We start from the raw sequence: 16,329 nt of genomic DNA, 5'->3' as shown, positions 1-16,329 counted from the left end.
CGAGGATCGAATGACCGGTGACACACCTGATCGACGTGGCCGTCTCCGGTCACGGCCTACGAAGGGAACCACAGTCATGAACATCACTGCGCGCAAGAGCCTGGCCGCCGTCGGAATCGGCGCGATGTCCCTGCTGGGTGTCGCGGCGTGTTCGGATGATTCGGGCACGGACACCACCGACACCACCACCATGGAGACCATGCAGGAAACCACCACGGCTGCAACCGGAACCGCGGCTCCTGCCGCCGGTCCGGTCGGCCCGGGGTGTGCCGACTACGTCGCCGCGAATCCGAGCGGGCCCTCCTCCGTCGAGGAACTCGCGAACCAGCCGGTCGCCGAAGCTGCCGGAAATGTTCCGATCCTGACCACTCTCACGCAGGCCGTCTCCGGGCAGCTCAATCCCGACGTGAACCTGGTCGAGACTCTCAACGGCGGCGAGTTCACCGTCTTCGCACCGGTCGACGATGCGTTCGCGGCCCTGCCGCCCGAGACGGTCCAGACCCTCCAGACCGATTCGGCCCTGCTCACCGATATTCTCACCTACCACGTGGTTCCGGGTGAGCTGGCCCCGGCCGATGTCGTCGGTACGCAGACCACCGTTCAGGGCGGCACCGTCGAGGTCTCCGGTGAGGGCGACATGCTGATGGTCAACGACGCCAACGTCATCTGCGGCGGTATCGAGACCGAGAACGCCACCGTGTACCTGATCGACGGCGTCCTCCAGCCCCAGTAACCACCACCCGGTCGGCGGAAAGGTAGAAGATATGCGTTGGTCCCGACACGGCGTTCGGGGGCTTGCGGCGGCGTTCATCGCCGCCGCAGGCGCGCTCCTGTTCGTCACGCCCGCCGCCGCAGCGCCTCTCGCGCCGGTTCCGGAGCTGGACGTGAATCGGTATGTGGGACAGTGGTATCAGCTCGCCGCCAATCCCGCTCCCTACAACATCGATTGCGTGCGCGACACGACCGCGTTCTACACATTGCTCGACGAACGCAATGTGCGCGTGGAGAACTCGTGCACCACGATCACCGGGGATCGTCGCGGGATCGTCGGGAACGCCCGCGTGAACGACACTGCCTCGCTGCACGTGTCGTTTCCCGGTGTGCCGTTCCAGGATTCGCTCGACGGCCCGAGCAACTACATCGTCACGTATCTTGCGGACGATTACTCGTGGGCATTCGTCGGTGACCCGACACGCATCTCCGGATTCGTCCTGTCGCGCTCGCCCGTCGTCAGTGCCGACGCGTGGCGCGAGATCCGGGGTGTCGTCGAGGCGAGCGGCTACAACTCGTGCCTGATGCTCACCTCGCCCACCACCGAGGGACTGCAGGAGATCAAACCGCTCTGCACCGTGTAACTCTCGGGGCGATCGGGGTGGGGTGCGGATTCCGAGGAAGATCCGCACACCACCCCGATTCGTCGTCTCGGGGCATCCGCTCACGAATTCGCTATCCGCTACAGCAAAATTACCGCAGCGGATGGCGAACAACGTAGCGGATCGCTCTAGCGGCCGGCGGTGCCCGCGATGTTCTCGAGCATCCCGCGGAAGATGATGCCGTGGAAGGGAACCAGCGCGTACCAGTAGAGCCGTCCCGCGAGTCCGCGCGGGAAGAAGATCGCGCGCTGGTGCACTCGCGAACGACCCGACTCCAGGGGTTCGACCCGCCACTCGAGCCAGGCCCCGCCGGGTGCCCGCATCTCCGCGCGCAGACGCAGCAATGTCGGGCGCTCGATGCGTTCGACGCGCCAGAAGTCCAGGGCGTCACCGGTGTGCAGCGTCTTCGGGTGCCGACGTCCTCGGTCGAGTCCGACGCCACCGACGAACCGGTCGAGCCAACCGCGGATGGTCCATGCCAACGGGAAGGAGTACCAACCGTTCTCGCCACCGATACTCTCCACGACGGCGAACACCGTGTCGGGCGGGGAATCGGACTCGAGCGACCGTTCGTCGGTGAAGACGACCTCGCCGGCCCACTCCGGGTCGGAGGGTAGAGGGTCGGCGGGTGCCCCGACCGGGGACGCGTTCGTCCACGTCGTCTCCACCTCACCTCGTTCGAGGCGGCCGAGAGCCAACCGGACGGCGTCCCGGTAGCCGGTCAGGCCTGTCTCGGGCGGCGGGATGATCGAGTCGATGTCGTGGTTGCCCATCACCGCGTCGGTGGACAGCGATTCGAGGAGCGCGCGACCGAGACCAGGGGGAATCGGTGTGACGAAACCGATCCACAGCCCGGCGAGTTTCGGTGTGAGAACCGGAAGGACGAGGATCCGTCGTTTCGTCAGCCCGGCAACCTCCGCGTACTGCTGCATCATCTCGCCGTACCGCAGGACGTCGGGCCCGCCGATGTCGTAGGCGCCGCTGCGGGGGAGGGGAGCGTCGGCGGCGGCGACCAGATAGTGCAGGACGTCGCGTACAGCGATGGGCTGGATCCGGTTGTTCACCCACCGTGGGGTCGTCATCACCGGCAGTCGATTGCTCAGGTGCCGGATCATCTCGAACGACGCTGAACCCGAGCCGATCACGACGCCGGCCTGCAGCACGAGTGTGGGCACTCCGGACTCCATCAGGATGCGTCCGACCTGTGCGCGTGAGTACAGGTGTGGCGAGAGTTCACTCGAATCGGGGTGCAAACCGCCGAGGTACACGATGCGGGAGACACCGCTGCTGCGTGCGGCGTCGGCGACATTCTGCGCGGCCCGTTTCTCCGCATCGACGAACTCGTCGCGGCCGCCCATCGAATGCACCAGGTAGTACACGACATCGATATCGCGGCAGGCCTCACGCAGGGATTCGGGGTCGTCGAGGTCGCCGCGGGTGATCTCGACGTCGCTCGCCCACGGTACGTCGTGCAACTTGTCGGGGCTGCGGACGAAGACCCGTACGCGGTAACCCGCCTCGAGCAGTCGCGGAGCGAGCCGGCCACCGATGTAACCGGTCGCTCCGGTGACGAGGATGCGGGTTTCGCTCACGTCTCCTCCAGGATGTGGCCGAGTTGATGGCGCAGCGACGCTTCGAGATCGGGACGCCGGAATCGATACCCGATGTCGAGCAAGGCCTTCGGGACGACGAACTGGTCGGCCTGGGCGACCTCGCGAGCGCCCTCGTCGCCGAGCAGCAATCGGGGTCCGAAACCGGGTACGGGCAACAGCGCGGGACGGTGCAGCACCGACGCCAGCACCCGCGTGTACTCCTCGTTGCGCACCGGCTGCGGTGCAACGGCGTTCACCGGCCCGGTCAGGGCGGGATCGGTGAGCGCGCGGTGGTAGACGTCGACGAGGTCGTCGATGTCGATCCAGGAGAACCACTGCCGACCGTTGCCGAGCCGGCCTCCGAGACCGCTCGCGAACAGCGGCCGCATCAACTGCAGTGTGCCGCCGCGGGGTGTCTGGACGATGCCGGTGCGTACGTGCACCACCCGCAGGCCCTTCTTTTCCGCGGGACGCGCGGCGGCCTCCCAGTCGGTGACGACGTCGGCGAGGAAACCCGTTCCACGGGAGGCACGCTCGTCGAGCGGGGTGTCGCCGCGGTCGTACCCGTAGAGCCCGATCGCGGACGCGGAGACGAAGGTCGCGGGGCCGTTGGGGGTCTTCGCGGCGAGTTCGGCGAGTCGTCGTGTCGGTTCGATCCGGCTGTCGCGGATCGCGGCCTTGTGCGAGTCGGTGAACCGGCCGGCGATCGAGGCACCCGCCAGATGGACGACGGCGTCGACACCTTCGAGCAGGTCGGGCGCCGGATGGTGGGGGTCCCAGTGTCGTTCGTCCGGTCGCCGCGACGGTCGGCGGACGAGCCGGATCACCCGGTATCCGCCCGTGGACAGGAAGGCCGTCAGGGCGGTGCCCACGAGTCCGCTCGACCCGGTCACCGCGACGGTCGCCGGCCGGATGCCCTGCGCGTGCGACCAACGGTGGCTCGCAAGATCATCGGCGAGCTGACGGTGGCGGTAACGGAAGGTCTGGGTGAGGAAACGGCCCGGTATCGGTGTGTCGACGCGATCGGTGACGCGGGTACGGAACTCGTCGACGGCGTCGAAGCGGTGTTCGTGCCGCCACGAACCGATCACGGTGGCGGGGCGCGACAGCGGGCCGTCGTGCGAGAGTTCGTCGACGAAACGTGCGGGCGGGTCGTAATCTTCGGGATTGTGCCGGGAGATCCAGCGCAGCCCGCCGGGGAGACCGAGGACGGCCGTGCCGGACTCGAGTGAATCGGCCTCGGCGACGACGTTCATCGGTTGCCAGGGTGGGATCAGGCGAAGGATGGCGCCCGGACGGGCGTGCCAGTCGAACACATCGTCGCGCGGTGCGTCGACAACGCTCGAGAACTCGATCCCCATGCTCTACCTCCCGTTGTCGATGCTGTCCCGGTGGTCACGGCGCCGGAGCGGGCTCCGGCGCCGTATCCACTCAAGCAGGAAGGATGCTGATCAGGAAGGTGTATGCGTCGACGAGCGGGGTGTGGATGGCCATGAAAGCGGCTTCGACGAGTGCGCGCACTGGGTGTCCTTTCGTTGGTTCTACGGCGAACACGGTGTCCGTCCAGAAGTTGTTCGGAGCACCGATACGACCGGATGGGTCGTTTCGCCGTCTTTCTCATCGGGGTGAGCGAATTCGCTCGTATCTGTCCAGAGCCACACGACGTTCGTGCGCGTGATCGACGACCGGTTCCGGATATCCGACCGGAGGGCCGTCGGGCAGACTGTGCACACGGGCGCCGTCGACGCTCCGCAGTTCGGGTACCCATCTGCGCACGTATTCACCCGTCGGATCGAACTTCTCGCCCTGCCGCGTCGGGTTGAACACCCGGAAGTACGGGGCGGCGTCGGTGCCGCTGCCCGCCGTCCACTGCCAGTTGTGTTGGTTGGATGCCAGATCGCCGTCCACAAGATGCTTCATGAAATGCCGTGCCCCGCGCCACCACGGCAGGTGCAGGTCCTTCGTGAGGAACGACGCGACGATCATCCGTACCCGGTTGTGCATGACCCCCTCGGCGAGGAGCTGCCGCATCCCGGCATCCACGATCGGAAAGCCCGTGCGGCCCTCGCACCACGCGGTGAACAGGGCATCGGCGTCGGGCCCGGAATCGTAGGTGATGGCGTCGAAGTCGCTGTTGTAGTTGGTGCGTGCGGTCTCGGGGCGGTGGAACAGGACGTCGGCGTAGAAGTCGCGCCATGCCAGTTCGCTGCGGAAGGTAACGGCGCCTTCGTCCGATCGGTTCCGCAGATCGTGCAACAGGGTCCGCGGATGGACGCAGCCGAACTTCAGATAGGGGGAGAGTCCGCTGGTGCCGTCGAAGGCCGGCCGGTCGCGGTCGGTAGCGTACCGCTCGAGACCGTCGTCGAGGAACTCCTGCCACCGTTCCACCGCGGCTGCTTCACCGGCGGGCGGTGTGGGCTCGTCACCCTCGTCCGGAATCGGGACACGTGCGGAGCAGCCGCTCGGGTCCACCCAGTCGGCGGTGTCCGGCCCGGTCGCTGCGGGCGTGTGCCATCCGTGGTCGTTCCAGGCGCGTCGGAAGGCCGAGAACACCTTGTAGGGAGTGCCGTCGGGTTTGGTCACGCGGCCGGGGGTGACGGCATACGGGGAACCGGTGGCCACCAACGGAACATCGCCGAGAGCGTCGGCGACCGCGCGGTCGCGTCGCGTGCCGTACGGGCCGTGATCGGAGCTGATGTGGACCGCGGTCGCATCGAACTCGGCGACCACCGCCGGCACGACCGTCGCGGGGTCTCCCCGGACGACGAGCAGGCGCCCGCCGAGATCCCGGTCGAGTGCTCGCAGGCAACCCATGAGGAAGTCGCGACGCCGCGCCCCGGAGGAGCGGAGCAGTGTGTCGTCGAGGACGAACAGGGCGAGGACGTCGTCGGCGGCCTCGGTGGCGGAGAGCAGAGCGGGCAGATCGTTCAGTCGGAGATCACGACGGAACCAGATGATGCTGGGGCGGGCCATGGATCCAGTGTCGGGGACAATGGGTGCCATGTCCGACGCATTCGATGTACCGATCCGTGACGAGTCGATCCGGCTCGGTCAGTTCCTCAAGCTCGCGAGCCTTATCGAATCGGGTGCAGAAGCCAAGGAAGTGATCGCCGACGGCCTCGTGTCGGTCAACGGCGAGGTGGAGGAGCGTCGCGGCCGTCAGCTGAAGGTGGGCGACGTGGTGGAGATCGCCGGTGCGAGCGCGCGGGTCGCGCACGAATGATGCGGTGACCCGCGCGCTCGGTGATCAGCTCTCGTCGCGGACGACGACGCCGTCGGAGTCGCTGTAGACGATCTCGCCGGGGTTGAAGGTCACGCCGCCGATCTCGACGGGCACGTTCTTCTCACCCGAACCCGTCTGGGTGCTCTTGCGCGGGTTGGTGCCGAGGGCCTTGATGCCGATGTCGAGCGTGCGCAGGATCGCGGAGTCGCGGACCGCGCCGTTGACGATGACCCCGGCCCAGCCGTTGTCGACGCCGCGTCCGGCGATGATGTCGCCGACGAGCGCGGTGTGGATGCTGCCGCCGCCGTCGACGACGAGCACGCCGCCGTTGCCCGGCTCGGAGAGGGTCTGCTTGACGAGCAGGTTGTCCTGGAAGCAGCGGATGGTGGTGATGGGGCCGGCGAACTCGGCGCGGCCGCCGAACTGGATGAACTGCGTGTCGCAGCTGCGGATGTCCGGGCCGATCTCGTCGGCGAGGTCGGCGGTGGCTGTGAAGGCAGTGGCGTCACTCATGGTGTGAGGATAAGCGGACGCCGTGCCCCGTACGGTGTGAGGTCCGGTCAGGACGCGCGGCCGAAACGGCGCTCGTAGTCCTCACGTTCGCGCGCGGCGCGGGCGCGTGCCTTCGCGCTGAGCAGGTCGGGATCGAGACCGTGCTGCTGGAGCCGATGCCGTTGCCAGATGGGCATCAACGCCACCGAGAAGTAGATCCACGGCAGCAGCAGCAACAGCATCATCGCGATCGGGATCCACACCGGCCCGGGGATCAACAGGAACAGCAGGAGCAGCGGAACGATGGGCAGGTTCCATCGCAGCAGGTACCGGCGTGATCCGCCGGGGCCGAGGACGTCGTCACGTACCCACTCCCGCATCTCGGGCGGTAGCGTGCGACCGAACATGTAGCCGATCCGCTGCAGGAAATTCGGTCGTGCACTACTCATCATGAGATCCAGGATAGGACGTCACTTGTCGTAGAGGCCGGTCAGCCTGTCCGCGAAATTGTCGACGACGACCTTCCTGCGCAATTTCATGCTCGGCGTCAGGTCGCCCGACTCGACCGACAGTTCGCGTTCGATGATCGTGAACTTCTTGATCTGCTCCCATCGGTTGATCTGCAGGTTCAGCTCGTCGATGTACCCGGAGATCAGCTCGTGGGTCTTCTCGTGCCGCGCGATCTCCTCGAACGAGCCGCCCGCACCGTTCTTGGTCGCCCATTCGCCGACGGACTCCGGATCCAACGCCACGAGCGCCACGCAGTAAGGCTTACCCTCGCCGTAGACGACGATCTCCGACGCATACGGGCACATACCCTTGAACGTCGCTGCCAGCGACGACGGAGCGACGTACTTGCCCTGCGACGTCTTGAACATGTCCTTCTTGCGGTCGGTGATGCGCAGGTAGCCCTCGTCGTCGAGGCTGCCGATGTCCCCGGTGCCGAACCACCCGTCGTCGGAGAGCGACTCCGCGGTCGCCTCGGGCCGGTTGTGGTAGCCGGTCATCACACCGGGGCCGCGAACGAGCACCTCACCGTCCTCCGCGATGCGGACCTCGGTGCCCGGGACGGGCCAGCCCACCGTGCCGATCCGGTTGGCGTAGGGACGGTTGACGAACGTCGCCGCCGAGGTCTCGGTGAGACCGTAACCCTCGAGGACGGGGATGCCGACGGCGTCGAACCATTCGCCGACGTCGGGGTTGAGTGCCGCCGAACCGGAGATGAAGAACCGCAGCCGGCCGCCGAAGCGTTCGCGAACGGTGGAGAAGACCAGCTTGTCGGCGAGGCCGTGCTGCAGATTGTCGAGCAGGCCGGGCGACCTGCCGGCCTGTCGTGCCTTCGACACCTTCCGGCCCACGCCCACGGCCCAGTCGAAGATCTTCTTCTTGGCGCCGCCTTCTTCCTCCATCATCCCTTCGACGCGTGCGTGCGCCTTCTCGAAGATGCGCGGGGCCGCGCCCATGAAGGTCGGGCGAACGATCGCAAGATTCTCGACGATCTTGTCGACACGGCCGTCCACCGCGGTGGGGAAGCCGATCTGCAGGGGGAGGGTGAGCAGCACCTTGCCGAAGACGTGCGACAGCGGCAGCCACAGATACTGCAGGTCGTCGGAGGTGAGCATGTGCAGCGCATCGATGGCGGCGGCCTCGTAGGTCCACGCCGAGTGCGGCAGACGCACGCCCTTGGGCTTGCCGGTGGTGCCCGAGGTGTAGATGAGGGTGGCCAGGTGCTCGGCCTTGATGCTGTGGATCCGGTTCAGCACGGTTCCGGAATCCTCGGCGAGCAGGCCGCGGCCGAGCTCGGCGAGTTCGTCGAAGCCGATCACCCAGTCGCCGTCGCCGGGCCCGTCGAGGACGACGACCTTCATGACCTCGGGGAGATCACCGCGGTGAGCCACGAGCTTCTCGACCTGCGCCGCGTCCTCGGCGATGACGATCCGGCTGCCGGAGTCGGCGACGATGAACGCGACGTCGTCGGCGTGGGTGGTGGGATAGACGGTGGTCGTCGCGGCGCCCGCGCACATGACGGCGAGGTCGGAGAGCACCCATTCGTACCGAGTCGACGAGGCGAGGGCCACGCGATCCTCGGATTCGACGCCCAGGGAGATCAGGCCTGCTGCGAGCAGTCGCACCCGGTCTCCGGTCTGTTCCCAGGTGACCGACGTCCAGCCGCCGGCTCCGTCGGGGAAGCGGAAGGCCTCCTCGTCGGGGGTGGTGGACACTCGGTCGAGCAGCAGACGGGCGACGGAGGGGGCCCGGTTGTCGATGACCGCTCGGTCGACCTTTTCCTCGGAGACGCGCGTCGTTGTCGTCATATATCGAAGTCTAGGGAGCGGGACCGCGCTTCTGGCCAATATAAGTAGAAACTTATATAGTGGGGTGCATGCACGGGTTCGAGGTCCTCGCAGATCCGGTCCGGCGCCGCATTCTCGAACTGCTCGCGGGCGGTGCGCAGACGGCGGGTGAGATCGTCGCGGCGATCGGCCGGGAGTTCTCGATCTCCCAGCCGGCCGTCTCGCAACATCTCAAGATCCTGCGCGACCAGCGGTTCGCCGTCGTCCACAAGGACGGCACCCGCCGCTTCTACGAACTCGATCCCGCGGTCCTCGTGGAACTCGAGAACTGGCTCGCGGGCCTGCACCCGCCGGTCCTTGCGGCGCTCGACGCCCTGGAGACCGAGATCGCGCGCGGCAAGCGCGAGCGGCGGAGTCGGGATGCCGTCGCGCCCGAGGTCCGTCGAACCGACGAGAGAAGGAGATCCTCATGAAGAACGTGATCACGAGCAACGAGACGAATCGCCGCACGGTCGGGCGCCGCACCGTCGAGGGGCGCGAGGCCAAGGTCGTCACGGTCTCGCGCAGCTACCGCACGAGCGCCGAGGACCTGTGGGAGGCGTGCACCGATCCGCAGCGCATCCCTCGCTGGTTCCTGCCTGTCGAGGGCGACCTCGAGGTCGGTGGCCGGTACCAGCTCGAAGGCAACGCCGGTGGCGAGATTCTCACCTGCGAGCCGCCGCGGATGTTCACGGCGACATGGGAATTCGCGGGACAGGTCAGCTGGATCGAGGTGTCGATCCTCTCCGAACCGGGAGACCGTGCACGACTGGAACTCTCGCACATCGCTCGTCCCGACGAGCACTGGGAGCAGTACGGTCCGGGTGCGGTCGGTATCGGCTGGGACCTGGCACTTCTCGGACTCGGCCTGCACCTCGAATCGGGAGAATCGGTGGACCCGAAGGAATTCGAATCCTGGTCGATGTCGGAGGAGGGGCTGCAGTTCGCTCGCGACAGCAGCGCAGCCTGGTGCGAGGCCGACATCGCCGCCGGCGAGGACCCCGAACAGGCACGCGCTGCCGCCGACCGGACGAGCGCGTTCTACACGGGCGGCTGACGAGCCGGCCGGCCCTTCAGTTCTCCTCCGAGCGACGCCGCTGCCGGGCGTTCGCATGCGCGGCAGCGGAACGCAACACCTGTGGTGTGCGTCGCGCCGCCCGCAGAACGGCACGGTCGAAGGGGTTGAGCGAGACGTGCCTGCGCGGCGCCTGCAGGGTCGGCTGCCCGCCAGCCAGGGCGAAGAGGTGAACCTTGCCCGGAACGCCGGCGAGCCGACGCGACCCCCGGTCGGCGAACTGCAGTCCCGATCCGCCGGTCAGCTCGCGCGCGTGGCGCGAGACGAGCACTTCCCCGGGGCGGGCCGCGGCGCCGATGCGCGCGCCCACGTGCACAGTGAGGCCCGTGACGTCCGTGCCGGTCGGCTCGACGGTGCCGGCGTGCACCCCGGCACGCACCTCGAACCCGAGACGGCGCGCCTCCTCGACGATCCGTGCCGCGCACTGCACGGCGGCCACGGGCCCGTCGAACAGGCTGAAGGTGCCGTCCCCGACGGTGCTCACCAGCCGCCCGCCCGCTTCGGTCACGGCGAACCGGACGTCGCGTTCGTGACGTGCGAGCAGGGCCCGGTAGGACGTGTCGCCGATGCGTGCGAGGAGCTTGGTCGACCCGACGATGTCGGTGAACAGGGTCGCCGCGAAACGACGGCCGGCGTCGACGGGTGGGACGGACCCGCGGACGAGTTCCTCGACCATGGTCTGGACCTGTGACCACGCTTCGCCGAGCGCGGCGCCGCGTGGTGACGGCCGGGTGACCACCAGTTCTCCGTGCGGCACCAGGCCGGCCAGATATCTCGCCGGGGCCACCGGTATCGAACCCCCGGACACCAGCACCACCTTCGTGGGGCACTGCACCGACCCGAGGGCGTGCGAATAGTCGATCCGCAGACTCGCCTCGAGGTGCGCGCTCATCGTGCTCGGCGACGCCGAGCACCGCTCGAGCATGGCCATCAACCGGCGGTTGTAGGGACTGTCGACGTGCGAGTCGGTCAACGGCACCGTGAGTCCCTCACCCCAGTGCCGGACGGCCGCGCGCCACGACTCGACGAACTCGATGACCTCGGGTTCCGTCCATCCGCGCGGCGGCCGGTCGTAGTCGAGCAGCGGTTCGCAGTACGGCGCGACGAGCATCAACGCGTTGACACGTTCGGGAGCGGTCGCCGCGACGAGCACCTGCGGTCCGCACGTGCTGTGGATCCCGACGAGTGTCGCGTGCCGGATCTGCTCGGCGTCCATGACGGCGAGGACGTCCTCCGCCTGCTGTTCGATGGTGGGCACGTGATCGACGGGATCGGAGAGCCCGAAACCGCGGCGCTGGAAGTAGACGGCGCGTGAGTAGGTCGCCAGGCGTTCGAAGAGCGAGTGCATGTAGGGATCGGTCCACAGCAGATCCAGGTGCATCTGGACCTCGAAGAACCACACGACGTCGGCGGGACCTGCGCCGACCACCCCGTAGGCCAGGTTGTGACCGTCACGGGGCAGGTACCGGGTGACCGGTGGATCCACTCGTACAGCTTAACGGGGTAAAACGGAAGAGGTCGTGTTCCGAAGGTGGGGCGGCCGTGCAAGACTCGCGGAGCCGGGTGATCCGGTCGTCGGATCCGTCGGGTGACGGGTTCTGCGGGAGAGAGGATGTTCCTATGACACGTTCGGCGGAAGCGGGCGATATCGGCCGCCGCATGGCGCAGCTCGCGCGCGGTTTCTACCACCCGTCCGATCTCGACGAGACCCTGCGCGGCGTGACCGCGGCCGCGGTCGAACTGGTGGAAGGCACTGATTGTGCCGACATCCTCATCGTGACAGGGGGGAAGCACTTCCGCTCCCTTGCCGCGACGTCGGAGCTCGCCGAACACCTCGACGACGTCCAGGAACAGTTCGGTGAGGGCCCGTGCCTCGATGCGAGCTTCAAGTACCTCGTCGTGCGCTCCGAAGACCTCCGGACGGAGACACGCTGGCCGCGTTTCGCGAAGGCCGCGGTGGGCGCGGGTGTGCTCAGCGCCTTGTCGTTCCAGCTGTATCTCGACAAGGAGAGCATGGGCGCGCTGAACATGTTCTCCGCCCGAGCTGACGCGTTCGATCCTCTCGGGGAGGCGACCGCCGAGGTCCTGGCAGCCCACGCCGCGATGGCGATGAGCGCGGCGCGTAATCAGGGGCAGTTCGCGTCCGCCCTGGCGACCCGCGACATCATCGGGCAGGCGAAGGGCATGATCATGGAGCGCTTCGGCATCGATGCCGTCGCGGCCTTCGAACTGTTGCGCCGGCTCTCACAGGACAGCAACGTCCTCCTCGCGGAGGTCGCCCAGGGGATCGTCGAAGCAGGTCCCGAGCGACGCGACGACCGGGAGACCGGGCTCGACGCCACGCCTGTGTGACAGCGCACACCCCACCCGGGTAGGTTTGGTGAAACTGCAAGTACTACTCACCGGTAGGGGTGCATCATGCCAGCTCCGAGCGCTGCGACCTTCCAGCGTCTTGCCGACCTCATCGCGATCCCCGATGCCGCCGAGCGGACCACCCGCCCCGTCGTCGAGGCCTTCACCGGCCGGGAGCTGGCCACCGTGCCGGTCGGCACCGCCGAGGACGCGAAGACCGCGATCGAGCGGGCCCGCGCGGCGCAGGTCGCGTGGGCGAAGCTGCCCGTGGACAAGCGCGCCGCGATCATGCACCGCTACCGCGAGCTCGTGCTCTCCCGGCGCGAGCAGCTCATGGACATGGCGCAGGCCGAGACCGGCAAGTCCCGTGTCTCCGCCCAGGAAGAGGTGCTCGACATCTCGATGACCGCGCGGTTCTACGCGCGCGTCGCGCCGAAGCTGCTGCGCCCCCGCAAGGCCACGGGCATGTTGCCGGGGCTGACGAAGACCACCGTCCTGCACCATCCCAAGGGCGTCGTCGGCGTGATCGCGCCGTGGAACTACCCGATGACGCTGGCGGTGTCGGACGCGATCCCCGCCCTGCTCGCCGGCAACAGCGTGGTGCTCAAGCCGGACAGCCAGACCCCGTACTGTGCTCTCGCCGTCGTCGAACTCCTCTACGAGGCCGGCGTTCCCCGCGACGTCTTCGCCGTGGTCACCGGTCCCGGAACCGTGGTGGGCACCGCGATCGTCGAGAATGCCGACTACCTGATGTTCACCGGTTCGTCGGAGACGGGACGTCTGCTCGCCGAGCAGGCCGGCCGGCGCCTCATCGGGTTCTCCGCCGAACTCGGAGGCAAGAACCCCATGATCGTCACGGCCGGGGTGAACCTGCGCGAGGTCACGAACGCTGCGGTGCGGGCGTGCTTCTCCAATTCCGGGCAGCTGTGCATCTCGATCGAGCGGATCTACGTCGAGAAGTCCATCGCGCCGGAGTTCGTCCGGATGTTCGGTGCGCGAGTGCGCGAGATGGCGCTCGGTGCCGCCTACGACTTCGGCACCGAGATGGGATGCCTCATCAGCGAAAGCCAGGTCAAGACGGTGACGCGGCACGTCGAGGATGCCGTCGCCAAGGGCGCGACCGTCGTCGCGGGCGGGAAGGCGCGGCCCGATCTCGGCCCGCTGTTCTTCGAACCCACGGTGCTCACCGACGTGCCCGAGGACGCCGAGTGCTACCGGAACGAGACGTTCGGGCCGGTGGTGTCGATCTACCCGGTGGAGAACGTCGAGGAAGCGATCCGCGAGGCCAACGACACCGAGTACGGACTCAATGCCTCGGTGTGGGCCGCGACGAAGGCACAGGGCGAGGCCGTCGCGGCGCGGGTGCGTGCCGGCACGGTGAACGTCGACGAGGGGTACGCACCGGCGTGGGGGAGCACCGACGCGCCGATGGGTGGCATGGGCATCTCCGGGATGGGCCGTCGCCACGGCGCGGAAGGCCTGTACAAGTACACCGAGGCACAGACGATCGCGACGACACGGCTGCTCAACCTCGACGGTCCGCGCGGGATCCCGCGGCGGGTGTGGGCCAAGATGCTCGCCCCCTTCGTCAAGTCGATGCAGTGGCTGCCGGGTCGCTAGAGACCGGATCGTTCTTCCGCACGATGGTGGTCGCGAGGGGTTTCTCGACGACGAGACACAACAGGACCCCCGCGAGCACCACGAGCGGCGCGATGTACAGGTAGATCGGCACGAGCGCGTCGTTGTACGCCTCGAGGACGGGCTGCCGGAGCGCGTCGGACAGAGCCTGGACCGCGCCGGGGGCGAGCGAATCGGGATCGTCGATGCCGGTTCCGGACAGTCCGGCTGCCAGGCGCGTGGCGAACACGCTGCCGACGACGGCGGAACCGAGGGTCGCGCCGATCTGCCGGAAGTAGTTGTTGCCCGCCGTCGCGGTGCCGACCTCCTCGACGGGGAAGGAATTCTGCACGACCAGCACGAGAAGCTGCATCGACATGCCGAATCCGACACCGAGCACGGCGAACCAGCAGCACAGCACCCAGATCGGTGTGTCGGCCCCGAGGGTCGACAGGAGTACCAGGCCGGCTGCGACGAAGACCGATCCGGTGATCGGAATCCGTTTGTAGCGGCCGGTTCTCGTCACGAACCGTCCCGCCAGTGTCGACGTCAGGAACAGTGCGCCCATCATGGGGAGCATCAGCAGGCCGGCGGCGGTGGCGCTCGTGCCCGCGACCATCTGGAGGTAGGTGGGCATGTATGCGGCCACGCCGAACAGGGCGACGCTCATGACGAGTCCGGCGGCGGTGACGACGTCGAAGTTGCGGTCGCGGAACAGATGCAGGCCGATCACAGGTTCGGCGGCGCGCCGTTCCACGGCGACGAACAGCACCGCACCCGCCACGGTTCCGGCGATCAGCGCGACCATCAGCGGTGACGACCATGCGTACCGCGAGCCACCCCAGGTCGCCACCAGGACGAAAAGCGTTGTGACGACGGATAGTACCGCCATGCCGAGGACGTCGATACGCCGACCGGAACCGGACACGCGGGGCAGTCGCAGGAAGACCGACGCCGCCGCGATCGCGACGGCGCCGAGCGGCAGGTTGATCCAGAACACCCATCGCCAGCCCGGCCCCTCGGTGAACCATCCGCCGAGCAGCGGCCCGGCCACCGACGACACGGCGAAGACGCTGCTCATGATGCCGAGGTACTTGCCTCGCTGACGGGCGGGAATCACGTCGGCGATCGTGGCCTGGGACAACACCATCAGCCCTCCGCCTCCGGCTCCCTGGACCGCCCGGCCTACGATGAGCCACGTGATGTCGCCGGCGAGAGCGCCGATCGTCGAGCCGACGACGAAGATCGTCAACGCGATGAGCAGGAGTGGCTTGCGGCCGAAGAGATCTCCGAGTTTTCCGTAGACGGGCATCATGATCGTCGAGGCGAGGATGTAGGCGGTGATGACCCACAGCATCCGGTCCACCCCGTGGAGTTCGCCGACGATGGTCGGCAGGGCGGGATTCAGGGCGGTCTGGTTGAGCGATGCGGCCAGCATGGCGAGCATGAGACCCGCGAAGACGAAGGTGACGCGGGGAGCGCTCTGTTCCGGTGTGGACGAGGCTCTTTCGTCCTCGTCCGGGGAGGACGTGTTCACCGTCGTGTGACCTCCCGGAACAGGAGGCAGGTGCGGTGCAGGACCGAGTCGGCGTCCGCCTCCGTCTTCCCGGGGGTGGTGAGCAGCGGGCGCATCGCGGAGCGCATGAGGGCGCCGGCGACCGTGACGATCATGTCGGCGGTGTCCTCGACGGCGTTCTCCCGTGCGAGGGCGCCGTCCGCGAGTCGAATCGCGGCCAGGCGGGTGGTGACGAGTTCGGCGACGACGGCCTCGACGTCGTCGATGTGCTGGAAACGTCTGCGCGCGAGTTCGGGGTGGCGGTCCATGAGCGCGATGTACTCGTCGTAGCCGATCGCACGCCGACTCGCGGTGCGGAAGACCGCGAGGAGCAGGAAGGCGACCTTCTCGACCGGATCGTCGCCCGGCGCGAAGTCGAAGTCGTCGGCGATGTCGTCGTCGATGACCGGGGAGGACAGGCCGAGGACGGCGTCCTCCTTCGACTTGAAGTAGTTGAAGAAGGTGCGCGGCGAGACCTCCGCCTGTTCGGTGATGGCCTCGACGGTGATGTCGGACAGGCGGGCATGGTGTGCTGCAGCATCGGCGGCGGCGAGGTGGATCGCGGTCCAGGTGCGTGCGCGTTTGCGTTCGCGATGGGAGAGTGTCGCCTCGCGGGCGGCATCCGATGTAGCTGCAGTCATGAAGTTTTACAGTAGCGCAAATTCCCTCATTTGCAAATGTAATTATTGTTCATGAGAATGAAGTTCTCATGAGCCC

Annotated in this window: 16 protein-coding genes; 7 read left to right on the top strand and 9 right to left on the bottom strand. The window is 67.6% G+C overall.

Annotated features, from left to right (window positions below; translation table 11 throughout):
• Positions 1 to 76: 76 nt before the first annotated feature.
• Both GON09_RS17320 and GON09_RS17315 read left to right on the top strand, forming a co-directional pair.
• Positions 77 to 733 (top strand): fasciclin domain-containing protein, encoded by a 657-nt coding sequence (locus GON09_RS17320; protein ID WP_213932859.1) that lies wholly within the window; start codon positions 77 to 79, stop codon positions 731 to 733.
• A gap of 31 nt (positions 734 to 764) precedes the next feature.
• Positions 765 to 1,355 (top strand): lipocalin family protein, encoded by a 591-nt coding sequence (locus GON09_RS17315; RefSeq protein ID WP_213932858.1) that lies wholly within the window; start codon positions 765 to 767, stop codon positions 1,353 to 1,355.
• 146 nt (positions 1,356 to 1,501) lie between these two features.
• On the opposite strand, the gene GON09_RS17310 is transcribed toward GON09_RS17315, so the two are convergent.
• From GON09_RS17310 to GON09_RS17300, 3 genes are all read right to left on the bottom strand, one after another.
• A complete protein-coding gene (locus tag GON09_RS17310) occupies positions 1,502 to 2,965 on the bottom strand; it encodes an SDR family oxidoreductase (RefSeq protein ID WP_213932857.1) in 1,464 nt (487 codons plus the stop codon).
• Entirely contained in the window at positions 2,962 to 4,326 is a 1,365-nt protein-coding gene (locus tag GON09_RS17305; protein WP_213932856.1) for a TIGR01777 family oxidoreductase, read from the bottom strand. The genes GON09_RS17310 and GON09_RS17305 overlap by 4 nt, the downstream gene beginning before the upstream one ends.
• A gap of 256 nt (positions 4,327 to 4,582) precedes the next feature.
• Positions 4,583 to 5,938, bottom strand: coding sequence for a cryptochrome/photolyase family protein (locus tag GON09_RS17300; RefSeq protein WP_213932855.1), 1,356 nt, complete (start codon positions 5,936 to 5,938; stop codon positions 4,583 to 4,585).
• Positions 5,939 to 5,966: 28 nt separating this feature from the next.
• Between GON09_RS17300 and GON09_RS17295 the strand changes: the two genes are divergently transcribed.
• The gene (locus tag GON09_RS17295) at positions 5,967 to 6,188 is read left to right on the top strand and encodes an RNA-binding S4 domain-containing protein (protein WP_064064212.1); all 222 of its coding nucleotides are present in this window, start codon (positions 5,967 to 5,969) and stop codon (positions 6,186 to 6,188) included.
• A gap of 24 nt (positions 6,189 to 6,212) precedes the next feature.
• Here GON09_RS17295 and rraA read toward each other — a convergent pair whose 3' ends face one another.
• From rraA to GON09_RS17280, 3 genes are read right to left on the bottom strand one after another with little or no spacing between them, the layout of a single operon-like run.
• Complete coding sequence (gene rraA / locus GON09_RS17290; RefSeq protein ID WP_213932854.1) at positions 6,213 to 6,701, bottom strand: ribonuclease E activity regulator RraA; 489 nt, start codon at positions 6,699 to 6,701, stop codon at positions 6,213 to 6,215.
• A 47-nt stretch (positions 6,702 to 6,748) separates the two neighbouring features.
• Positions 6,749 to 7,132, bottom strand: a complete 384-nt coding sequence (locus GON09_RS17285; protein ID WP_213932853.1) for a DUF5313 family protein — start codon at positions 7,130 to 7,132, stop codon at positions 6,749 to 6,751.
• Between the two features lie 18 nt (positions 7,133 to 7,150).
• Positions 7,151 to 8,995 carry an AMP-dependent synthetase/ligase gene (locus GON09_RS17280; RefSeq protein ID WP_213932852.1) on the bottom strand — a complete coding sequence of 615 codons (1,845 nt, stop codon included), beginning with the start codon at positions 8,993 to 8,995 and terminating at the stop codon, positions 7,151 to 7,153.
• Between the two features lie 68 nt (positions 8,996 to 9,063).
• Between GON09_RS17280 and GON09_RS17275 the strand changes: the two genes are divergently transcribed.
• Both GON09_RS17275 and GON09_RS17270 read left to right on the top strand, forming a co-directional pair.
• On the top strand, positions 9,064 to 9,447 hold the full coding sequence (locus tag GON09_RS17275; RefSeq protein ID WP_213932851.1) for an ArsR/SmtB family transcription factor: 384 nt from the start codon (positions 9,064 to 9,066) through the stop codon (positions 9,445 to 9,447).
• Complete coding sequence (locus GON09_RS17270) at positions 9,444 to 10,070, top strand: SRPBCC family protein (RefSeq protein WP_213932850.1); 627 nt, start codon at positions 9,444 to 9,446, stop codon at positions 10,068 to 10,070. The genes GON09_RS17275 and GON09_RS17270 overlap by 4 nt, the downstream gene beginning before the upstream one ends.
• A 16-nt stretch (positions 10,071 to 10,086) precedes the next feature.
• Here the strand turns inward: GON09_RS17270 and GON09_RS17265 are convergent, their stop codons facing one another.
• Positions 10,087 to 11,574 carry an adenylate/guanylate cyclase domain-containing protein gene (locus GON09_RS17265; RefSeq protein WP_213932849.1) on the bottom strand — a complete coding sequence of 496 codons (1,488 nt, stop codon included), beginning with the start codon at positions 11,572 to 11,574 and terminating at the stop codon, positions 10,087 to 10,089.
• A 134-nt stretch (positions 11,575 to 11,708) separates the two neighbouring features.
• Between GON09_RS17265 and GON09_RS17260 the strand changes: the two genes are divergently transcribed.
• Both GON09_RS17260 and GON09_RS17255 read left to right on the top strand, forming a co-directional pair.
• Entirely contained in the window at positions 11,709 to 12,440 is a 732-nt protein-coding gene (locus GON09_RS17260; protein WP_213932848.1) for a GAF and ANTAR domain-containing protein, read from the top strand.
• Positions 12,441 to 12,506: 66 nt separating this feature from the next.
• On the top strand, positions 12,507 to 14,060 hold the full coding sequence (locus GON09_RS17255) for a succinic semialdehyde dehydrogenase (RefSeq protein ID WP_213932847.1): 1,554 nt from the start codon (positions 12,507 to 12,509) through the stop codon (positions 14,058 to 14,060).
• Here the strand turns inward: GON09_RS17255 and GON09_RS17250 are convergent.
• Positions 14,029 to 15,594 (bottom strand): MDR family MFS transporter, encoded by a 1,566-nt coding sequence (locus tag GON09_RS17250; protein ID WP_213932846.1) that lies wholly within the window; start codon positions 15,592 to 15,594, stop codon positions 14,029 to 14,031. The two genes, GON09_RS17255 and GON09_RS17250, sit on opposite strands and share 32 nt — an antisense overlap.
• A complete protein-coding gene (locus tag GON09_RS17245) occupies positions 15,591 to 16,253 on the bottom strand; it encodes a TetR/AcrR family transcriptional regulator (RefSeq protein WP_213932845.1) in 663 nt (220 codons plus the stop codon). The genes GON09_RS17250 and GON09_RS17245 overlap by 4 nt, the downstream gene beginning before the upstream one ends.
• Positions 16,254 to 16,329: the final 76 nt, after the last annotated feature.

Source organism: Rhodococcus sp. B50 (genome assembly GCF_013602415.1).
Classification (GTDB): domain Bacteria; phylum Actinomycetota; class Actinomycetes; order Mycobacteriales; family Mycobacteriaceae; genus Rhodococcus.
Note: the sequence above shows the minus strand (reverse complement) of the source record. Positions and strands in the feature narration are given on the sequence as shown.